17 protein-coding genes are annotated in these 19,316 nt (G+C 52.7%); 12 read left to right on the forward strand and 5 right to left on the reverse strand.

Translation table 11 applies throughout. The features are described from left to right. Nucleotides 1-480 precede the first annotated feature (480 nt). From O5O45_RS02475 to O5O45_RS02490, 4 genes are all read left to right on the forward strand, one after another. Nucleotides 481-1,359: an alpha/beta hydrolase gene (locus O5O45_RS02475; RefSeq protein ID WP_305903714.1), complete on the forward strand. Its 879-nt coding sequence runs from the start codon at nt 481-483 to the stop codon at nt 1,357-1,359. Between the two features lie 206 nt (nt 1,360-1,565). After that, nucleotides 1,566-3,083 (forward strand): fatty acyl-CoA reductase, encoded by a 1,518-nt coding sequence (locus O5O45_RS02480; RefSeq protein ID WP_305903715.1) that lies wholly within the window; start codon nt 1,566-1,568, stop codon nt 3,081-3,083. Between the two features lie 302 nt (nt 3,084-3,385). Continuing rightward, a complete protein-coding gene (acs, locus tag O5O45_RS02485) occupies nt 3,386-5,335 on the forward strand; it encodes an acetate--CoA ligase (protein ID WP_305903716.1) in 1,950 nt (649 codons plus the stop codon). 105 nt (nt 5,336-5,440) lie between these two features. Beyond that, on the forward strand, nt 5,441-6,112 hold the full coding sequence (locus O5O45_RS02490; RefSeq protein ID WP_305903717.1) for a response regulator transcription factor: 672 nt from the start codon (nt 5,441-5,443) through the stop codon (nt 6,110-6,112). Between the two features lie 31 nt (nt 6,113-6,143). Here O5O45_RS02490 and O5O45_RS02495 read toward each other — a convergent pair whose 3' ends face one another. Next, complete coding sequence (locus tag O5O45_RS02495) at nt 6,144-9,653, reverse strand: hybrid sensor histidine kinase/response regulator (RefSeq protein WP_305903718.1); 3,510 nt, start codon at nt 9,651-9,653, stop codon at nt 6,144-6,146. A gap of 347 nt (nt 9,654-10,000) precedes the next feature. Here O5O45_RS02495 and O5O45_RS02500 point away from each other — a divergent pair, with 347 nt between their 5' ends. Further along, nucleotides 10,001-10,267 carry a DUF4212 domain-containing protein gene (locus tag O5O45_RS02500; protein WP_127969193.1) on the forward strand — a complete coding sequence of 89 codons (267 nt, stop codon included), beginning with the start codon at nt 10,001-10,003 and terminating at the stop codon, nt 10,265-10,267. An 18-nt stretch (nt 10,268-10,285) separates the two neighbouring features. After that, nucleotides 10,286-12,061: a sodium:solute symporter family protein gene (locus tag O5O45_RS02505; RefSeq protein ID WP_305903719.1), complete on the forward strand. Its 1,776-nt coding sequence runs from the start codon at nt 10,286-10,288 to the stop codon at nt 12,059-12,061. 82 nt (nt 12,062-12,143) lie between these two features. On the opposite strand, the gene O5O45_RS02510 is transcribed toward O5O45_RS02505, so the two are convergent. After that, nucleotides 12,144-12,527 carry a hypothetical protein gene (locus O5O45_RS02510; RefSeq protein ID WP_305903720.1) on the reverse strand — a complete coding sequence of 128 codons (384 nt, stop codon included), beginning with the start codon at nt 12,525-12,527 and terminating at the stop codon, nt 12,144-12,146. A 174-nt stretch (nt 12,528-12,701) separates the two neighbouring features. Further along, on the reverse strand, nt 12,702-12,983 hold the full coding sequence (gene ppnP, locus O5O45_RS02515) for a pyrimidine/purine nucleoside phosphorylase (RefSeq protein ID WP_305903721.1): 282 nt from the start codon (nt 12,981-12,983) through the stop codon (nt 12,702-12,704). A gap of 171 nt (nt 12,984-13,154) precedes the next feature. On the opposite strand from ppnP, the gene O5O45_RS02520 reads away from it, so the two are divergent. Then, complete coding sequence (locus tag O5O45_RS02520; protein ID WP_305903722.1) at nt 13,155-13,643, forward strand: hypothetical protein; 489 nt, start codon at nt 13,155-13,157, stop codon at nt 13,641-13,643. Nucleotides 13,644-13,669: 26 nt separating this feature from the next. Here the strand turns inward: O5O45_RS02520 and O5O45_RS02525 are convergent, their stop codons facing one another. Continuing rightward, nucleotides 13,670-13,873: a hypothetical protein gene (locus O5O45_RS02525; protein WP_305903723.1), complete on the reverse strand. Its 204-nt coding sequence runs from the start codon at nt 13,871-13,873 to the stop codon at nt 13,670-13,672. A 182-nt stretch (nt 13,874-14,055) separates the two neighbouring features. Next, nucleotides 14,056-14,331 carry a hypothetical protein gene (locus O5O45_RS02530; protein WP_305903724.1) on the reverse strand — a complete coding sequence of 92 codons (276 nt, stop codon included), beginning with the start codon at nt 14,329-14,331 and terminating at the stop codon, nt 14,056-14,058. 511 nt (nt 14,332-14,842) lie between these two features. Between O5O45_RS02530 and O5O45_RS02535 the strand changes: the two genes are divergently transcribed. The 5 genes from O5O45_RS02535 to O5O45_RS02555 all read left to right on the forward strand — a co-directional run bounded on the left by O5O45_RS02535 (nt 14,843) and on the right by O5O45_RS02555 (nt 18,608). Continuing rightward, complete coding sequence (locus tag O5O45_RS02535; protein WP_305903725.1) at nt 14,843-16,051, forward strand: RtcB family protein; 1,209 nt, start codon at nt 14,843-14,845, stop codon at nt 16,049-16,051. A gap of 45 nt (nt 16,052-16,096) precedes the next feature. Next, the gene (locus O5O45_RS02540; RefSeq protein ID WP_305903726.1) at nt 16,097-16,255 is read left to right on the forward strand and encodes a hypothetical protein; all 159 of its coding nucleotides are present in this window, start codon (nt 16,097-16,099) and stop codon (nt 16,253-16,255) included. Nucleotides 16,256-16,524: 269 nt separating this feature from the next. Beyond that, entirely contained in the window at nt 16,525-16,854 is a 330-nt protein-coding gene (locus tag O5O45_RS02545) for a DUF2288 domain-containing protein (protein WP_305903727.1), read from the forward strand. Between the two features lie 72 nt (nt 16,855-16,926). Continuing rightward, on the forward strand, nt 16,927-17,637 hold the full coding sequence (locus O5O45_RS02550) for an alanyl-tRNA editing protein (RefSeq protein ID WP_305903728.1): 711 nt from the start codon (nt 16,927-16,929) through the stop codon (nt 17,635-17,637). A 2-nt stretch (nt 17,638-17,639) separates the two neighbouring features. Continuing rightward, on the forward strand, nt 17,640-18,608 hold the full coding sequence (locus O5O45_RS02555; protein WP_305903729.1) for a WG repeat-containing protein: 969 nt from the start codon (nt 17,640-17,642) through the stop codon (nt 18,606-18,608). Nucleotides 18,609-19,316: the final 708 nt, after the last annotated feature.

Raw genomic sequence — 19,316 nt, forward strand, 5'->3', positions numbered from 1 at the left:
TAGTTATTGTTATGGGGGAATACTAATTTAACTTATCGTAACAAGACTGTGCGTCAGGCCTCACTTTTACCTTGCGTGAATTAACGAAATGAGGCCGAAAACCATAAAAATTCAAATGGTTAAATTGGATTGTAAGACAATGTTAACGGTGGTTGTGCGCAAGTTCACATGTATCTAAGTGGATGAGACTTTTGGCGTATTGCATTTAAGAGTAAGTGCTCTAATTAACTTGTTTCATAATTACCGGCGAGGGCTTAACATAGCGACGCCCGCATTGGTTTGGAGACGTCGATGAAGGTCAGCGGCTTGGAAGTCGAACCGGCGGTGCGAACAATCCTATTTGCAGATGATTGAGTCAGGGAATGATGCAGTCTTTTGTTTCCGATGTCGTCGACTCGCGGAAGCGGTTATCACTGACGACGGTCTCTGCGCATATGTCCGCCAACCGAACAGTCCAGACGGTAAGTTTTAAGCATGGATATGCAGAACCTCCTCCCGATTGTGCAGCAGGAGCCGGTGCAATTCTCCTCCAAGGGAGATGAGCTGGTCGGCCGCTTATTCCTGCCCGCCAGGGAAGGTCGCTTTCCTGCGGCGATTATCTGCCATGGCGCTTTTGGCTACAAAGAGCATTTCTATGAGCTGGCTGAAGCGCTCGCGCACCATGGAGTAGCGGCTTTGGCCCTGGATATGCGCGGCCATGGCGAGTCTGCAGGCCCTCGCTTTCATGTAAGCATGCAAGCATGGCGGGCTGATGTGGCGGCGGCGCTGGAATATCTTATTTCGCGTCGTGAAATAGAATCTCACCGAATAGGCGCCCTGGGTTTTTCTTCCGGCGGCACAGCCGTGCTGGAAGCAGCGGCGCAAGGCGCGTCTCTACGCGCGTTGGTGACATTGAGCGCCACCGTGCGTAACGTGCTGAATTGGTGGCAATGGCCGTTTTTTAAAGCCGCCAATCTGGTTGGTTCATTCAAACGTCGCTTGGGATTCGGCGATCTCAGGTTGCCGCTCGCATTTGCGCTGAAGTCGGTTCCTGCTGCGGTGGACCCGCGCATCAATGACGCCGTCGTCGGCGACCCCTATTTGGTGCAGGCGTACTCAGGTTTACCGGTTCCAGGCGCGATCGACTGCTTCATTATTGACACATTTCGGCGCACAAAGAATGTACAGTGCCCCGTTTGTGTGATTCATGGCGCGGAAGACCGCGTTGATCCGCCCGCCAGCGCCAGGCTTTTATATGACAGCCTGCGTGGAAGTAAAGCGCTGCATATTGTTGCTGACAGCGGTCATGTAGGACATATGGACAAGAAGAAAGAGGAGATTATCCGATTGGCTTGTGAGTGGTTCGCCGATCGATTGTAAAACAATCAGTGGCCAAGTTGTAAAGGTGGTCAGATTTTTGCTGTGAGATATATCACGGGGTACGCTGCGGGGCTCCTTCGTTAGGGAAATTGCGGAGACAGTCACACATACAGATGTAACCTAATGTAAATATCATTATCAAAAGACTCGCATAAGCTGGGACGCCAAGCGGCAATGTGTTTAAGGAGAGAGAGGTCTAAGCGAATATGAAGCAATCACTTACGTTAACTGCTTTTGCAAATAAGAATGTATTGATCACGGGGACAACGGGATTTGTCGGCAAGGTCGTTCTGGAAAAGCTGCTGCGCAGCGTGCCGACAATCGGGAAGATTTATTTGCTGATAAGGGGGAATTCAAAGAACCCTACAGCGCGAAAGCGGTTCCAGAATGAGATCGCGACCTCATCTATTTTCGATACTCTCAAAGCGTCGCAGGGAAGTCGTTTCGAGGAGTTGTGTGAAACGCGCATCCATTGCGTCACCGGAGAGGTGACGGAGCCTCTGTTTGGCCTGTCGGAGAAGGACTTTACTGATCTGGCCGCTGACATCGACATTATTATCAATTCAGCCGCCAGCGTTAACTTTCGTGAGGCGTTGGATCAGGCTCTCACCATTAATACCCTATGCCTTAAAAATATCATTGAACTGTCGCGGCGCGCGGGGGATTGCCCTGTCGTGCAGGTATCCACCTGCTACGTCAACGGTTTCAATCAGGGCGTGATGGAAGAGGATATCGTCAGTCCGGCGGGAGAGCGCATGGAGCGTTCAGAGCGGGGTTATTATGAGGTGGAGCCGCTGATCGCGCGTTTGCTGCAGGATGTGGAGCAGGTCTCCGCCGCCGCCGCGGATGACCATAGCAGGGAAAAGGACCTGATCGACCTGGGTATCAAAGAAGCTAATAAATACGGTTGGAATGACACTTACACTTTCACTAAATGGATGGGCGAGCAGTTACTGATGAAGGAGCTGCATGGCAAAACCCTCACCATCCTGCGTCCCTCCATCGTTGAAAGTACGCTGCAGGGGCCAGTGCCTGGCTGGATCGAAGGCGTGAAGGTGGCGGACGCGATCATTCTTGCTTACGCCAGGGAAAAGGTGTCCTTGTTTCCCGGCAAGAAGAATGCAGTCATCGATATCATTCCGGCGGACCTTGTGGCCAACAGCATCATACTCAGCGCCACGGAAGCGTTATTGGATTCCGGTGCGCACCGCATCTACCAATGCTGCAGCAGTGAGGCTAACCCGATCAGGATTCGTGAGGTGATCGGCCATGTGCAGCAAGAGGCGGAGCATAATTATCAGGCTCATGACAAACTGTTTTACCGCAAGCCGAAGAAACCCTTTGTGATGATTCCCGGGGCGGTGTTTCATGCCTTAATGGCGATCAGTTTCCACATGTTCAAATGGAGCTCCCGTCTGCAAGGCTTGTTCGGTCGTAAAGCGTCCGGGCGCAAGTTGAGCAACATGGAAACCACGATGAAACTGTCTAAGGTGTTTTCTTTCTATACCTCTCCCAGCTATACCTTCAGCAACCGTCGGCTGCAGGAGCTGTCCGCCCGTCTTGGCGAGTACGACCAGAGTGAGTTTCCGGTGAACGCGGGGATGTATGACTGGGCGCATTATCTGCGGGAAGTGCATGTGGCGGGGCTGAACAAGTACGCATTGCGGCCGAAAGTGGTGAAGATGAACCCTCCCGCCGCCAAGCCCCGCAGCAGAGCCGCCTAAGTCAAAACCGGCGCGCAGACCGAAACAAAAAGGGGGAGGCGACTCCCCCGAGATACGGCTGAAATATCGTTGAGTCCGACCGGCTTGCCTCTGATCTTTCCCCGCCTGCTGTCTTAATTCATTGCTTAATACTTAGGTCGTAACGGCGTCAATCCATTGAATGCCTTTGCTTTTGGCTGTTTAACGCAAGTCGATATACCAAGGTCTAATACAGAGGGATGATTCGCGGGAGTAGAAAAAAGAAGGCTTCAGGCCTCAACACATACTGGTTCAACAATAATAAAAGAAGAGAGTGCAAGACTATGAGTGCGTCTACTATCTATCCGTCCAAAGCGGAAATCATCCAACATTCCTTTCTCGACGAACAGAAATACCAGGACCTTTATCGGCAGTCGATTACGGAGCCGGAAAAGTTCTGGGCCGAGCACGCGCAACGCCTGGACTGGTTCAAGCCCTTCACCAAAGTCAAAGATACCTCCTTTCAAGCGCCGGATGTGCATATACGCTGGTTTGAAGACGGTTATCTGAATGTTTCCCATAACTGCCTTGACCGCCATCTGGAGCAACGCGGCGACCAGACGGCGATTATCTGGCAGGGAGATGACCCTAACGAGCACAAACATATCAGCTATCGCGAATTACATGCGGCGGTGTGCCGGTTCGCCAATGTACTGAAAGCCCAAGGGGTCGCTAAGGGGGATGTGGTGACGTTATACATGCCCATGATCCCGGAGACGGCGGTGGCCATGCTGGCCTGCACCCGTATCGGCGCGGTGCATTCCGTCGTGTTCGGCGGCTTTTCTCCTGAAGCGTTGGCGAGTCGTATATTGAATGGCCGCTCTAAACTGGTGATCACGGCGGACGAGGGGCTGCGCGGGGGGAAAACCATTCCGCTTAAAGCCAATGTGGACGCTGCGCTGGCGCGTCCAGATCTGGATATGGTGGAAAAGGTAATTGTGGTCAAACGCACGGGCGCCGATGTGGCGTGGCGGGAAGATCGCGATCTGTGTTACCAGGAGGTCATGGCGCAAGCGTCTGACGATTGCCCTGCGGAAGTGATGAATGCGGAAGATCCCCTGTTTATTCTCTACACTTCCGGTTCCACCGGCGCGCCCAAGGGCGTGCTGCACACCACCGGCGGTTACCTGACTTACGTGTCGCTGTCTCACCAATATGTCTTTAACTATCGGGAAGGCGATGTTTTCTGGTGCACCGCCGATTTTGGCTGGATCACCGGCCATAGTTATGTGCTGTATGGGCCGTTGAGCAACGGCGCCACTACATTGGTCTACGAGGGCGTGCCGAACTATCCAGACCTGTCCCGCTTTTGGCGGATTGTCGAGCAACATAAAGTGAACCTGTTTTACACCGCGCCAACCGCGATACGCGCCATCATGGCGGCGGGGGATGAGCTTGCGCAGGCTGCGGATCGCAGCTCTCTGCGGGTGATGGGCAGCTGCGGTGAACCGATCAACCCGGAAGCCTGGGAATGGTTCTATCGGGTGGTGGGGGATTCCCGTTGTCCGATCATGGATACCTGGTGGCAGACCGAAACCGGCGGCATCATGATCACGCCTATCGCTGGGGTGACTGATCTTAAACCCGGCTCCGCGACACGGCCCTTTTTCGGAGTGCAGCCGGCTCTGGTGGATAACGAAGGTAATGAGATCTCCGGAGCAGGCGAAGGCAACCTGATCATCAAAGACAGCTGGCCGGCGCAAATGCGCACCGTCTATGGCGATCACGACCGCTTTGTAAAGACGTATTTCTCCACTTTTAACGGCGCCTATTTCACCGGAGATGGTGCGCGCAGGGATGAAGACGGGTACTATTGGATAACCGGCAGAGTGGATGACGTCATCAACGTGTCCGGGCACCGGATGGGAACCGCGGAAGTGGAAAGTGCGTTGGTTTCTCACCCCAAAGTGGCGGAGGCGGCCGTGGTCGGATATCCGCACGCCATCAAGGGGCAGGGCATATATGTATACATAACGCTTAATGTAAGCGAAGCGCCGACTGACGCCCTGAAGGAAGAGTTGCGACAGTGGGTGAGAAAAGAAATCGGTCCTGTGGCGTCGCCTGACGTTATACAGTGGGCGCCGGGATTACCGAAAACCCGATCTGGAAAGATAATGCGGCGCATTCTGCGTAAGATCGCCGCGGATGAGCATGACAACCTGGGCGACGTATCGACCCTGGCCGATCCGTCCGTCGTTGACGAGCTGATCGCCAATCGGGTCGGAGCGCCATAACGTCCTGTCTTCCAGATGATATCGGCGTTGACGTTATCCCTGTTGCAGGACTATGAAAAGCACATAGATCAGAAATTCTTAACTGAGCAATGAAAGAGGGGGCTCATGTTAATGTCGCAACAGATAATCATCGCCGATGATCATCCGCTGTTTCGCGCCGCGCTCAAGCAAGCGGTCACTCAGGCGGTGCGGTTTGTGGACGTGGTGGAGGTGGAATCCATCGCAACCCTGCAGGATGCGGTGGTGGCCAATCCGGATGCGGATCTGGTTCTGCTTGATTTGAATATGCCGGGCGCTCACGGTTTTTCCGGGTTGGTGTTCATGCGTGGACAATATCCGGGGTTGCCTGTGGTGATCGTTTCCGGCAGCGAGGAGCTGCAAGTGATTCGCCGCGCTATCGATTATGGCGCCTCCGGCTTTATTCCCAAGTCGGCGCCGTTGGATGAGATTTCCGAAGCAATCCAGGCGGTGCTGAACGGCGAAGTCTGGTTGCCGGCGGATGTCGCTGCCAAGATCGATTCCGTCAAGGCGGAGCATTCGGACTTCTCCGAACGCCTGGCCACGCTGACGCCGCAGCAGTTTCGCGTACTGGGAATGTTGACGGAAGGCATGCTGAACAAACAAATCGCCTACGATCTGGATGTATCCGAAGCCACCGTCAAAGCGCACATCACCGCCTTGTTCCGCAAACTGGGCGTGCGTAACCGTACTCAGGCGGTCATCGCAGTGCAGCAGATGGAAGTGGAGCAGCAGCAACAGGCCGCTCACTCCGGTTAATGCGATTGCCAGTGCGGGTTTGAGTCGAGTCTCAGGCCCGCGCCAGCATCTTGTTGATCATCGCCCTCAGCGCGGCCGGCTTCACTGGCTTGTGCAAAATCTGATACCCCCTGTCCTTCGCATCCTGCTTCACCTCATCGGTATTAAGCGCAGTAATCAATACGCCCGGTCGCCGTGTCGGCATGGTTTCCTGAAGCATATCCATGGTATCCAGCCCGTTTTCGCCGTCGTCCAGCTGATAGTCAGCCAAAAGGATATCCGGCGCTTGTTCGGCGCATAGTACTTTGGCGGCTTCGGGCGCCCGCGCGGTGCGCACTGTACATCCCCAGCCTTCCAGCAGCGCGCGCATACCGTCCAGAATCACCTGTTCATTATCAATACAGATAATGTTGACGCCTTTCAGGCTTCCCAGTGCGCGGGGCGTCTTGGCTGCGTCGGCGGGTTTGTCAACAGGTTTAACCCCGAGTGGGAGGGTGACGGCGAACTTACTGCCCTGGCCTACCCAGGATTGCACTTCCACCGGATAATTCAGCATGCGGCAGATCCGGTCGACAATCGCCAGGCCCAGGCCAAGTCCTTTCTTTTCCGTCTGTCCGTGGTTCAGTCGTTTGAACTCCTCGAAGATGGACTCCAGTTGGTCTTTCGGAATGCCGGGCCCGGTATCCCACACTTCAATCCGCACATGATCCTTTAGGCGGCGACAGCCGAGGACGATGCGTCCCTGGCGGGTATAGCGAATTGCATTGCTCAGGAAGTTCTGGATCACGCGACGCAGCAGCTGGTGGTCAGAATAGACGTAACAGTTGCTGGGCAGCGTGCGCATAGTGAGGCCGTTCTCCGCCGCAATGACGGTAAACTCAGTGTTCAGGTGACGCAGCAACTCGTTAATGTTGAAAGTGGTGAAATGCGGCTCCAGAGCGCCTGCGTCCAGTTTGCTGATATCGAGCAGGGTGCTGAGAATCTCTTCCGCCGCGTTAAGAGAGCTGTCGATATGGCTCACCAGCTCGCTGTACTCCTCGTTGTTTTTTACTTTATTGGAGAGTGCGGAGGAGAACAGGCGCGCGGCGTTGAGGGGTTGCAGCAGGTCGTGGCTCGCCGACGCCAGGAAGCGGGTTTTACTCAGGTTGGCGTTTTCCGCCACGGATTTTGCTTTCACCAATTGCTTGTTCAATTTGGACAGTTCTTCGGTGCGCTCTTTGACTCGCTGTTCCAGATAGGTGTTGGTTTCCTTTAACGCCAATTCGGTGCGGCGCATGCCGGTGATGTCAGAGAAGGTGGTGACGAAGCCGCCATCCGGCATGGGGCTGCCCTGAATCAGGATTACTGTGCCGTCAGGACGCGTGCGCTCATACTCATGGGGGCGGCCTTCCGCCATCATTTGCAGACGCCGCTCAACGATTTTCTGCGCTCGTCGAGCAGGCACATGATTCATCAATAGGTTGTAACGCAACAGGTCCGCCACGGGACGACCGACGCGCATGAAGCCTTTGGGGTAATTAAAGATCTCCACATAGCGGCTGTTCCAGGCCACCAGGTTGAGTGATTTATCCGCCACTGACACGCCCAGGTTCATGTTTTCGATGGCTGCCTGCAACAGCTCCCGGTTGAACTTGATGACCTGTGACGCCTCATCGACGATGCTCACCACGTCTTCTATCTGCATCTCCTGTCCCTTCAGGGCGGAGTTAAGCACTACCCGTGCTGTGGAGGAGCCGATGGCGCTGGCCAGATGCTTCTCGATGTGTTTGATCAGCTCTACGCTGGCGGGTTTGGAGGGATAGAGTTTGACCCGGTTACGGCGGGAAAAGTCGCGTAATGCTTCGCGAGTGCGTTCTTCGCCGAGAAAGCGCTCCGACAAAGCGCCAATATCCTCAATGGTGGCCTCGCTCAGCCAGGTGGTGGGGCTGGCGCCGGCGTCCTGTGCGCTGTCGAAAAACGAAGCCACCTGAATTTTCTCAATGACTCGTTGCGTGGTCGCCAGAGAGACGGTGATATAAAGGAACAGGTTGACGCCCACGCTCCAGAGGGCCCCATGAGTAATGGTATCCATGCCTTCGATTCCGAACAGCGCAGTGGGGCGGGTCCATTCCATGCTGAACAGACCGGTGCTGATCAAGGCGGAATCAATTTGGTTGACGCTGATAAGTGAGGGAATCAGCAGGGTGTAGATCCAGGTGGCGAAGCCGAAAATCAGTCCGACAATGGCGCCCTGGCGGTTGCCGTGCCGCCAGACAATGCCGCCTATCAACGCCGGGGCGAACTGTGCTACCGCAACGAAAGACAGCAACCCGATAGAGGCCAGAGAGAAGTGGCTACCCATCATGCGGTAATAGCCAAACGCCGCGAGTAGCATGACCAAAATCGTGGCGCGGCGAATATTTAACAACCAGAAGTGCACATTCTTTTTGCGAGATAGATCCAGCGCCTGTATTCGTAGCAGTAACGGCACAATGATTTCGTTACAGAACATGGTGCTGAGCGTGACGGTTGACACAATCACCATACTGGTGGCGGCGGAGCCCCCGCCTATGAATGACAGTACCGCCAACCATTCATGACCCGCCACTACGGGTAAGCTGAGCACAAAGATATCTGGGTCGACGGTGCCGTTGGGGTAGGTCAGGATGCCCGCCGCGGCGATCGGTATCACAAACAGTATCAGGAAAAACAGATATAGCGGCAGCGCCCAGCGCGCGGTGTAGATATCGCGAGGCTCATAATTCTCCACCACCGTAACGTGAAACTGACGCGGCAGGCAGATGATCGCGAACGCCGCCAATAGTGTTTGCACCAGAAAGTTACTCGGTGAAATAGCGCTGAAGCTGAAGGCGCCGTCTTGTTTTGACTGTTCCAGCCGCTGAACCAGATCACCCAGGCCGTCGAACATCACAAAACACACCAAAATGCCGACGGCGATAAAAGCGATGAATTTGATAATGGACTCAAAGGCGATCGCTTGAATCATGCCACGATGATGCTCTGTAGCATCGATATGACGGGTGCCGAATAAAATGGTGAACAGACCCATTACCCCGGCGATATACAAAGCGGTGTCCTGAAACAGCGGCAACGCCTCACGGCCAGGTTGCAAGGCTCCCTCAGTGAGTACGTTGTATCCCGTTGATACGGCTTTAAGCTGAAGTGCGATGTAGGGAAGGATGCCAACAATGGCGATGATGCTGACCATGACGGCAAGAGTCTGCGACTTGCCGTAGCGCGTGGCGATAAAGTCGGCGATGGAGGTGGTGTTGTGCCGTTTACTGATGCGGATAATACGTGATAAAAGCGGCGCACCAAAAATGAAAACCAACATGGGGCCGATGTAGATGGGAAGATACCCAAGCCCCGTCGCAGCCGCTGATCCCACTGCGCCAAAAAACGTCCAGGAAGTGCAGTAAACCGCCAAAGAGAGGCTATACACCGCCACCCGTGTGCGTTCGTTCACATACATCCGCGGGCTTTGATCTCCCACATAGGCGATGGCGAACAGCAAGCCGATATAAGCAATGGAAACCGTAAAAAGCAAAAAACCGTTAATCATCAGCGGACTTATCTTGGTTGCGGGAAATTAATAGCACGAGTTTCAATGATAAGCGGGCAGGGGGGATATTTCTAAGTTTTCCTTTCTTATGTTCTTCTAATTGCATATTGAAATATATTGCGCCGCTTCGCTGTTCATGTAGTTATTTTGATTATGCGCAAAGGTATTTGTTTCGGTTTATACCTATGTCTAATTGTGTAGACTTTGGTCGGAAATGCCTTTGACCTTTATACGTAACATCCTGAAATTTATAGGCAAAAATACTTATACCAAGGTCTAGATTTTCTCTCGCGGCGGCGGTGTTATCTTGATTACACCGATAAAAATAACAACGCGGAGGAGTCGGTATGTCGAGTGAAAAAGCTTCGGCCAAGGCCGCTTATTGGCGCGCCAACCTGAAACTACTGTTTACACTTTTGACGATTTGGTTCGTTGTCTCCTATGGCTGCGGCATCCTCTTTGTGGATGCCCTGGATACCATCAAAATTGGTGGTTTCCCCTTAGGTTTCTGGTTCGCCCAGCAGGGCTCCATCTACACCTTTGTTGTACTGATATTTGTGTATGTCTGGCGTATGAACAAGCTGGACCGCAAACATGACGTACACGAAGAGTAAACGTAGTAGGAGGCCCAAATGGATACCCAGGTTTTAGTTTATATTGTTGTCGGCGCGACCTTTGCTCTCTATATCGGAATAGCAATCTGGTCCAGAGCTGGTTCTACCAGTGAGTATTATGTCGCAAGCAAAGGCGTGCACCCGATTGCGAACGGCATGGCCACTGGCGCCGACTGGATGTCGGCGGCGTCGTTTATCTCTATGGCGGGCATTATTTCGTTCGTTGGTCGCGACGGTTCGGTCTATCTGATGGGATGGACCGGCGGATACGTGCTGCTGGCGATGTGTCTCGCGCCCTATTTGCGCAAGTTCGGTAAATTCACCGTGCCTGAGTTCGTGGGAGAGCGTTACTACTCCCAAGCGGCGAGGATGGTGGCGGTCGTCTGCGTTATCTTTATCTCCTTTACCTATGTCGCAGGGCAGATGCGCGGCGTAGGCATTGTGTTCTCCCGTTATCTCGAAGTGGATATCAACCTTGGCGTCATGATCGGCATGGGCATCGTGTTTATCTATGCAGTGCTCGGAGGCATGAAAGGCATCACCTACACCCAGGTGGCGCAATACTGCGTCATGATTCTTGCGTATATGATCCCGGCCATCTTCATTTCCATACTGGTGACTGGCAACCCCATTCCTCAGATTGGATTCGGAGATACTGTGCAGGGAACGGACACCTACTTGCTGGATAAACTCAACCAGATTTCGCTGGATCTCGGGTTTGCGGAATATACCAGTGGGTCCAAATCCACTATCGACACATTCGCAATCACCTTGGCTTTGATGGTGGGAACAGCGGGGCTTCCGCACGTTATCGTGCGTTTCTTCACTGTGCCTAAAGTCAGCGATGCACGCTTGTCTGCAGGTTGGGCGTTGTTGTTCATCGCCATTCTGTACACCACTGCGCCTGCAGTCGCTTCTTTCGCCCGATTGAATCTGGTGCAAACCGTTAACAATGCGGAATATCAGCAGCTGCCTGGGTGGTTCCAGAACTGGGAAAATGCTGGATTGTTGGCGTGGCAGGATAAAAATGGCGACGGCAAGATTCAGTACTCTGCCGGAGCGCCTTTCGCTGGTAAACCTGATTTCGCCAGCGATCAACGCGGCGTCAATGGCGAACGCGTGCTGACCAATGCGCCGACAGAGGGAGCGAATGAGCTGTATGTCGACCGTGACATTATGGTGCTGGCTAACCCGGAAATCGCGCAATTGCCTGGCTGGGTGGTGGCGCTGATTGCTGCGGGTGGCCTGGCGGCGGCGTTGTCCACGGCGGCAGGGTTGTTGCTGGTTATATCTACTTCAATCTCTCACGACTTGTTGAAGAGCAACCTGATGCCGAATATTTCGGAGAAGCAGGAGTTGTTGGCGGCGCGTATCGCGGCGGCGGCGGCTATTGCTATAGCGGGTTATTTCGGCATTAATCCGCCGGGATTTGTCGCTCAGGTGGTGGCGTTCGCCTTTGGTCTGGCGGCGGCGTCCTTCTTCCCGGCGATCATCATGGGAATCTTCTACAAGCGCATGAACAAAGAAGGCGCGATAGCGGGTATGTTGACAGGTCTGATATTTACCTTCAGCTACATCGTCTACTTTAAGTTTGTGAATCCTGCGGCGAACACGCCGGAGCACTGGTGGTTCGGTATTTCACCGGAAGGCATCGGTACGCTGGGTATGGTTTTCAACTTCGTCGTCTCAACAGTGGTCGCGAAGATGACTGCGGAGCCGCCCGCGCATATTCAGGAGCTGGTGGAGGATATCCGGGTGCCCAGAGGCGCTGTGGCGCCAGTGGCTGGTCACTGATAGGTAAGTAAATTGAGTAAATAAAAAGCGCCTTCGGGCGCTTTTTTTTGTTGGGCGGAGTCTGTTGACTTGAGAGCACGGCTTAGCGTAGCTGAATCTTGCCGCCGCCGGGCATGCCGCCCATTCCTTCCTGACCAGGAACAACGATAGAGGAGGCTGCTTGTCTGCGCATCTCTTTGAGTTCCTCGATGGTCTGGTGCATTGCTTTGCTCGCTGCTTCGGAGAACATCTTTACGGCCTGTTCCAGAGAGTCCGCCTCCAGCTCAAAATTCAGCGGCAGGGCGCCGGCCGGGGTCATCATTTGAGTTTGGCCGTAGTAGAGTACTTTACGCGATTCATCCTTGGCGCCGTTGGCGTCAACTGGCGTCAGGCGTCTGATGGCGCCGATTTTCTGATCTGTAATCACTTCTTCCAGATACAGATTGTTGACGTCCATAGTCATCTCGGGGGATTGAGATTCATTCATTTTGTCTTGTCCCGAATTGGTTGGTTTTGAATATTAACTTTATTAGATGGCGGCCATATGGACGATTTCAACCCTAATTCATTTTTGCTATGTTGCCGGCTTGGCTAACGACTTGTTTCAAAATGAAAAAAAGGGTGTCCTAGGGCGTATTGGGCGGCTACTGTATATACGCTTTTACCCGTAAGTGCACAGATAAGCGGTGTCAACTGCAACCTTCAGATTAAATGTGGCGTTTGCCGGAATCTCAAACTGGTCTCCCGCATTGAATCGCGTCCAGTTTTCGCTTCCGGGCAGCTTGACGCTTAAGGCTCCGCTTACAACGGTCATCGTCTCATGTTGACTGGTGGAAAATTCATAGTCTCCAGGAATCATGACGCCGACCGTCGCCGGCAGGGTCGCTGTTTGGAAAGCGATGGATTTTACTCTGCCGTTAAAATACTCATTTACCTTCAACATGGTTATTTCTCCAAAAATGGGGAGGCAGTATAACACAGGGTTGTAACGTTCTGTTGCGGCATGTTTTGTTTGGTAAAAGTGTGCGCTGATGGGCAGGTTGCGGGGGAGAATGCTCACTCTTTGTCGATGGCTGAATGATTAAAGTAGAGCAATGATGAACAGGAGGTGGGAATGTCTTCGGCGATGCCAAGCAAGTTATTGAAGTTGAAGGTTTTGGCGGACGTGCCTCGTACCGAGTACGTAGATCCGTCAAAACAAAGCAGATCGCTGGACAAAGGCTCTCGGCTTGATTTCGTGCGCATGCTGCGCAAGAGCGCCAAGGTGGAGGCTCCAACGCCAAAGCGGGCTCCCAAAGTAAAGAAAACGTTTAACGCTGCCGTATGGTTGCGCTTTTTGACGCCCCCAGAGCAGCCCGTTTCTCTGTGGATCATGTATCGCGATGACCGTGGCGAGTTTGCAGTGATGGTCGATGAGGCGAAGTTGAGTACAAGCGCATCAACCATGCTTTCGGGGTGTGTGACGCTGGAAGTGCAGGGCGAGATCACCTATATGAAAGCCTGCTGTGGTGGAACCCGGGACGGTGAAACTTTTGCGGTGGAAGAGCTCTACGTACAACGCCACGCCAGCGATCAGGCGGCGACCAACCAACGCTCCGCCTGATATTTCTCTAAGACATTCCTGATTTGCTACCCAGCTTTCATGGTATTCATGAGGTTGGGTTGCGCCCGGTTGGGTTCCTCTTCGCATTCCTCTTGTGCTGCTTCAGCGATATCATTAACCAGTGATTTGGGCATTCTGCCCCAGTCCAATCCCGTAATACGGTTGAGCGCATTCAGCGCCGACGAGGGTCGGGTACTGCTGATGTGGATAACATTTGTTGATTTAGCCATCTAACGCGCTCCAGAAAAATCCTTGTCATCTAGTAAGCTAATTGCGTGCCAATATTGTTTTTATAATAAAAACATAAGGTTATTGCGTTTCATGTTGAGGACGTTAGATGCAAGGTGACATTTAGCGTCAGTTTGTGACAGAAGTACGAGAATTGGCGAAGAAAAAGAGGATTACGAATTGACTATAGGTCATTCAGTGCTTTCCAGGCGTCCTCGTAGGTTAACCGAACCCCTGTTCTTCGCTTCAGTTGGCGCAAACGACGTATGGCCCAGTATAACTGTCCTCGATCTCTCAACTGACGAATGTCATCCCAGTTGGTGTCTTTCAGAGGCTTGAGTCTTCCTCTCCTAATGGTCCATTGTTCCAATATGAACAACAGTAAAAAGTAAGCTGAAAAAGCAATTCCCAGCACCAATAGCAGTTGAGCCCAGTGGGCTATGTCAGTGAAATCGAACATGTGACCATCCTCTTTTTCTTGTTGGACTCGGTATCCATGGGGTAGCAATCTGAGTTTTGCACAGATGGATAAGGTATTCATCATAGAGTTCCTCCAGGCTAACTTTGCCGTTGCGTCGAGGGGCGCCATACCGTATCATGTCGCGCTCGGTTTCCAGTCAGGCGGCTTTCGCTGGAAACAAAAGTCACAGTTTTTGTGTATGAATAGAAAGCCATTTAGAAACCAGATTTTAAGGGGGCATTTGAAAGTGTTGATCAGTCAGAGCAAAAAATCAGACTAGAAGCCTTTCAAGTGTGTTGGCTTGAAAGGCGAATAAATAGAGCCTTTCGAGCCGGGACCCTCCATACGAAAACCCCGGTCGACTGACGTTGATCGGGGTTTTTGCGTTTTAACCCCTCTCGTTTTGGCTCATTTCCATGAAGAAGGTCTTCTTGTGGGCGCGTCGGCGTAGGCAAGTAAGGTCATATAAGGACGCCGACCCATAAGTTTTTAGTGTCGGCGCAGGAAATTTATGCCTGTTTTTATTGAGTTAAATAAATCTGGGGACGCAGGTTCCGCACCGGTGAAAATTTTCACTGCTGAGGTGGAATATCAAGCTATGTCCCAATTGAAGAACTTGGCGCGTTTGCCAATCATTCATTCCCATATTGCGGCGATGCCGGATGTGCATGTCGGCATTGGCGCGACAGTTGGCTCGGTGATTCCTACTCGTAGCGCGATTATTCCGTCCGCTGTAGGAGTGGATATTGGATGTGGTATGAACGCCGTCAGGTTGTCGCTGAAAGCGTCGCAGCTGCCTGACGATTTAAGCCGGATACGTTCAGCGATTGAACGCGCAGTCCCTGTTGGGCAGCGTGCGCACTCCTCAGTCTCATCCAGGTTTGCTGCATGCAAAACCCTGGCGCCAGGGGCGGACAGGCTGCTGGAGCAGCACCCGAAACTGAGTAAAATGCTGCCGCGGGCGCAACAGACCTGGGTGCGACAACTTGGAACCTTGGGAAGCGGCAATCACTTTATAGAAGTGTGCGTTGATCAAAGCCAGGATGTTTGGGTGATGTTGCACTCCGGTAGTCGTGGAATCGGTAACGTGATTGGGCGCTATTTTATCGAGCGCGCCCGTAAAGATATGTCTCGGCATATCGCCAATTTGCCAGACCGTGATTTGGCCTACTTTGAAGAAGGCAGTCCGCACTTTGCGGCTTATCTGGACGCTGTGGAATGGGCGCAGGAGTACGCAAGAGTAAATCGGGAGGAAATGCTTGGCTTGACGTTAAGAGCCATGCAACCGTTTTTGCCGTCATTTACGACTACCTGTGAGGCGATTAATTGCCACCACAATTACGTGCAAAAAGAGCGACATTATGGCGCGGACGTTTATGTCACCCGCAAAGGCGCGATCAGTGCGAGGGAGGGGCAGCTTGGCATCATTCCAGGAAGTATGGGCGCCAGATCCTTCATTGTGAAAGGCAAGGGAAATCCGGAGTCTTTTTGCTCTTGCGCCCATGGCGCAGGCCGCAAAATGAGTCGCATGCAAGCGCGTCAACGCTTTACTCGCGATGATCTTGAAAGGCAGACCGCGGGCGTCGAATGTAGAAAGGATAAGGGCGTTCTGGACGAAATACCCTCTGCATATAAGGACATTGATGAAGTCATGAAGAATCAATCGGATCTGGTTGAAGTAGTTCATGAACTTAAACAGCTTATCTGTATCAAAGGATAAGCGAAACCGTAAAGCCCATTTGGGGCGAATTTGGAGAATTCAATTATGAGTAAAAAAGCTGGCCGTAAAACGGTTGTAAAAGCAAGAAATCCCCACGCGATTAATCCCTTGATGCGTAAGGGGGGAATCCACGAAAAGAGTGCTGGCGCTAAACGCGCTGCGCAAAAACGTCACACCCGGCAGCTTGCCGGGGAGTGGCGTTAACTTATTCCGCCGTTTGTTCACCTCCTTCGATACGCCCTACCACATCTCGACTATTTCTGATCTTTCTCCCTCCCCCTTTCTTTCTCACGATATTCTCGAGTCTTAATTCTTATACCCGGCTTCTACTTCCGCGCGTTTGGCTTGTAAGCCGTCACCGCTAGCTACTTCCAATTGCATGCCTGTACCGTAAGAGTGGATATTGCTTCATGCATTTCTGATAATGTCCGCCAGCCATACATTCTGAAAGTTAACTGATTAGAGAATGACTGATGACAGAGATTAATAACGCTGGTGCGCCCTTGTCTCCCGCTGATGAGCTACGCGCGAAGCTGGTGTCTGATACAGCGAGAATTAATTGGCGCGAGTTGGAGCGTTTTTATGCGAAGGGACAGGTCGTATTGGTGTCCGTAGAGCTTGATTTGATAGAAACGGCCGCAGCGGTGGCCCAGGACGACAAACAAAAGGTGGAAGCCTGGATTAAATCCGGCGAGCTGGGCGGCGTGTCGGCGGATACGGCGCAGCGCTGGCATGATGAAAGCTATGAACTGTGGGCGGTTGTTGTGGCTCCTTGGGTGCTGGTGCAAGATAAGTCCGCTTGAGTGTTTTAGATAAAAGCGCAGGCTTTGGTATCGGAAAAAGCAAGAAAGGCATTTACGTAGCGCAGGGTGATAATGATGACGCAGGAGCTGTTCAGAGAAGACGCATACGCAAAAGAGTGTGTCGCCAGGGTGGTTGCGATCAAGGAAAACGCAGTATTGCTGGATAGGACGATTTTTTATCCACTGGGCGGTGGGCAGCCCGGCGATACGGGGGAATTGGAAAGCCAGGACGCTCGGATCTGGAAGGTGATAGACACCCGCAAAGACCCGGATGGCGAAGGAATCTTGCACATTCTGGACAGCTCAGAAGGCTTGAAGGAAGACATGGAGCTGACGCTGCGCATTGACTGGGAGCGCCGCTATACGCACATGCGGATGCACACCTGCCTGCATTTGTTGTGCTCCCTGATAGAAGCGCCTGTAACTGGAGGCAATATATCCACGGACAAAGGTCGCCTGGACTTTTACCTGGATTACTCTCCCGACAAAGAAGACTTGGAAAGCCGAATTAACGCATTGGTCGTCGCAGGTCATCCTGTCAGTTATCGTTGGATTACCGATGAGGAACTGGACGCCCAGCCAGACCTGGTCCGAACATTGTCCGTACAGCCACCAAGGGGAGCAGGCCAAGTAAGGCTGGTGAACGTGGACAGAGTTGACTTGCAGCCATGCGGCGGCACTCATGTAAAGAACACCGCTGAAATCGGTCCTGTTGTGATAGGGAAAATCGAAAATAAAGGTAAGGGTAATCGTCGGATAAACCTGGCATTGGCGAGCGTGTGATCATGTTGAAGAGGGTCTTGTCTTATATCAGCTTGGCCGCCTTATTGGCGATCAGCTTATGCTCTCGGGTTTGGGCTGCGCCGTCTGTAGTGGATGTTTCCGCACTGCAATGCGAAGTCAAAGACAACGCGCCTCGTTGTGACGATAAGATCCAGTTCGATATGGGCTACGAGCAAGAGCTGCGGGAAAGTCGCTGCCGATATCGTTCCCTGGAAGGGCTGCCAGTTGGCGACCGATGGTTTGATCGCTGTGTCGACGGTTTTATTGGCGCCTATGCGCAGGTATGTCTGGTTGGACAAATGGGGCGTCTGGGCTGTGGGGCGATCAACCATAGCGGTGAGATTGTTATTCCGCTGGTGTATGACCGCATAGAAATAACTCCCCATAGCGCCATCGTCGCCGTCAACTACAACGGTAAATGGGGGTTTTTCAATCTGGATGAAGATCGTCTGTTATTGGCTCCCCAGTTTTCACGCATCACCAGTTTCAGCGAAGGCTTGGCTTATGTGGAGACGGAGAGTGAGGATATCACTGAGCCTGGTTGGATTATTAATGAGCAGGGCTTACGCGTGGCCTCCGTACCGCGCAAGATTCAGGTGACGGGCCGTTTTTCTGATGGGTTGGCCCCTGCTCGCTCGGATACGCTGTGGGGATATATCAACAATAAAGGTGAATGGGCTATACCTCCGCAGTTTTATTACGCTGGAGAGTTTTCCTCCGGCTATGCGACAGTCTTGGCGATAGACAAGCCACAGCAGTGGGCGATTATCGATGTTTCCGGCGCCGGCGCCCTTTTTTTTGAAGGCGATCAACATCGAGTTGGGGAAGTTGTCGGCGCCGCTGTGGCGGTGACCTTTGATTGCGAGAGCGAGCCGGCTGTGGCGACCAGCGTCAGGTGCAAACGCATGTGCCTGGAGCTGAACAATCCCTTGCCGAAAGCCGCTTGTACGAAAGTAATTGAAACCCGCTGAAGGGCGCTTTTCGGCTTGTGAGATATCTCCTACACGTAGAGCAGACATATAGTATTTTTTTCTCTTCCCAAGATTACTAATATTTAACCCGCAAGATGCACAGACGGACGTAAGGATGCGAGGAAAGGAAGCGACAAGGACGAAGAACAGCCATAGGAATCGGCAAGGGAAGCGTTCAAATCTCAAGGCGCAGCAAGGAATGCTGCGCCTTCTTGCGTTTTAAAGGCGCAATATAGGGAAAACGGCGTCGTCTTACGACACATGGGCGAATATCTCACAAACCAAGCAGAGAAAGCTTATTTTGTGGCGCCTCATGAATCCGTAATATGGGAACCGTAAGGAGACGAAAGCGAACACCCAGGGATAGGGAAGCAGGGATGCAACAAGGATGATGTCTTCACCGCAGGAAGCGGTCAGGGAAAATAGGGAAATTCGAAAGGCGCGGCTGGGAGGCTGCGCCTTTTGTTTTTGGGGTGGAGATATTTTCCCTCGAACTTGGGCGAATATCTCACAAACCAAGCAGAGAAAGCTTATTTTGTGTCGCCTTATGAATCCGTAATATGGGAAGCGTAAGGAGACGAAAGCGAACACCCAGGGATTGGGAAGCAAGGATGCAACAAGGATGATGTCTTAACCGTAGGAAGCGGTCAGGGATTATAGGGATATACGAAAGGCGCGGCTGGGAAGCTGCGCCTTTTGTCTTTCTGC

The organism is Hahella sp. HNIBRBA332, from assembly GCF_030719035.1.
Lineage (GTDB): Bacteria > Pseudomonadota > Gammaproteobacteria > Pseudomonadales > Oleiphilaceae > Hahella.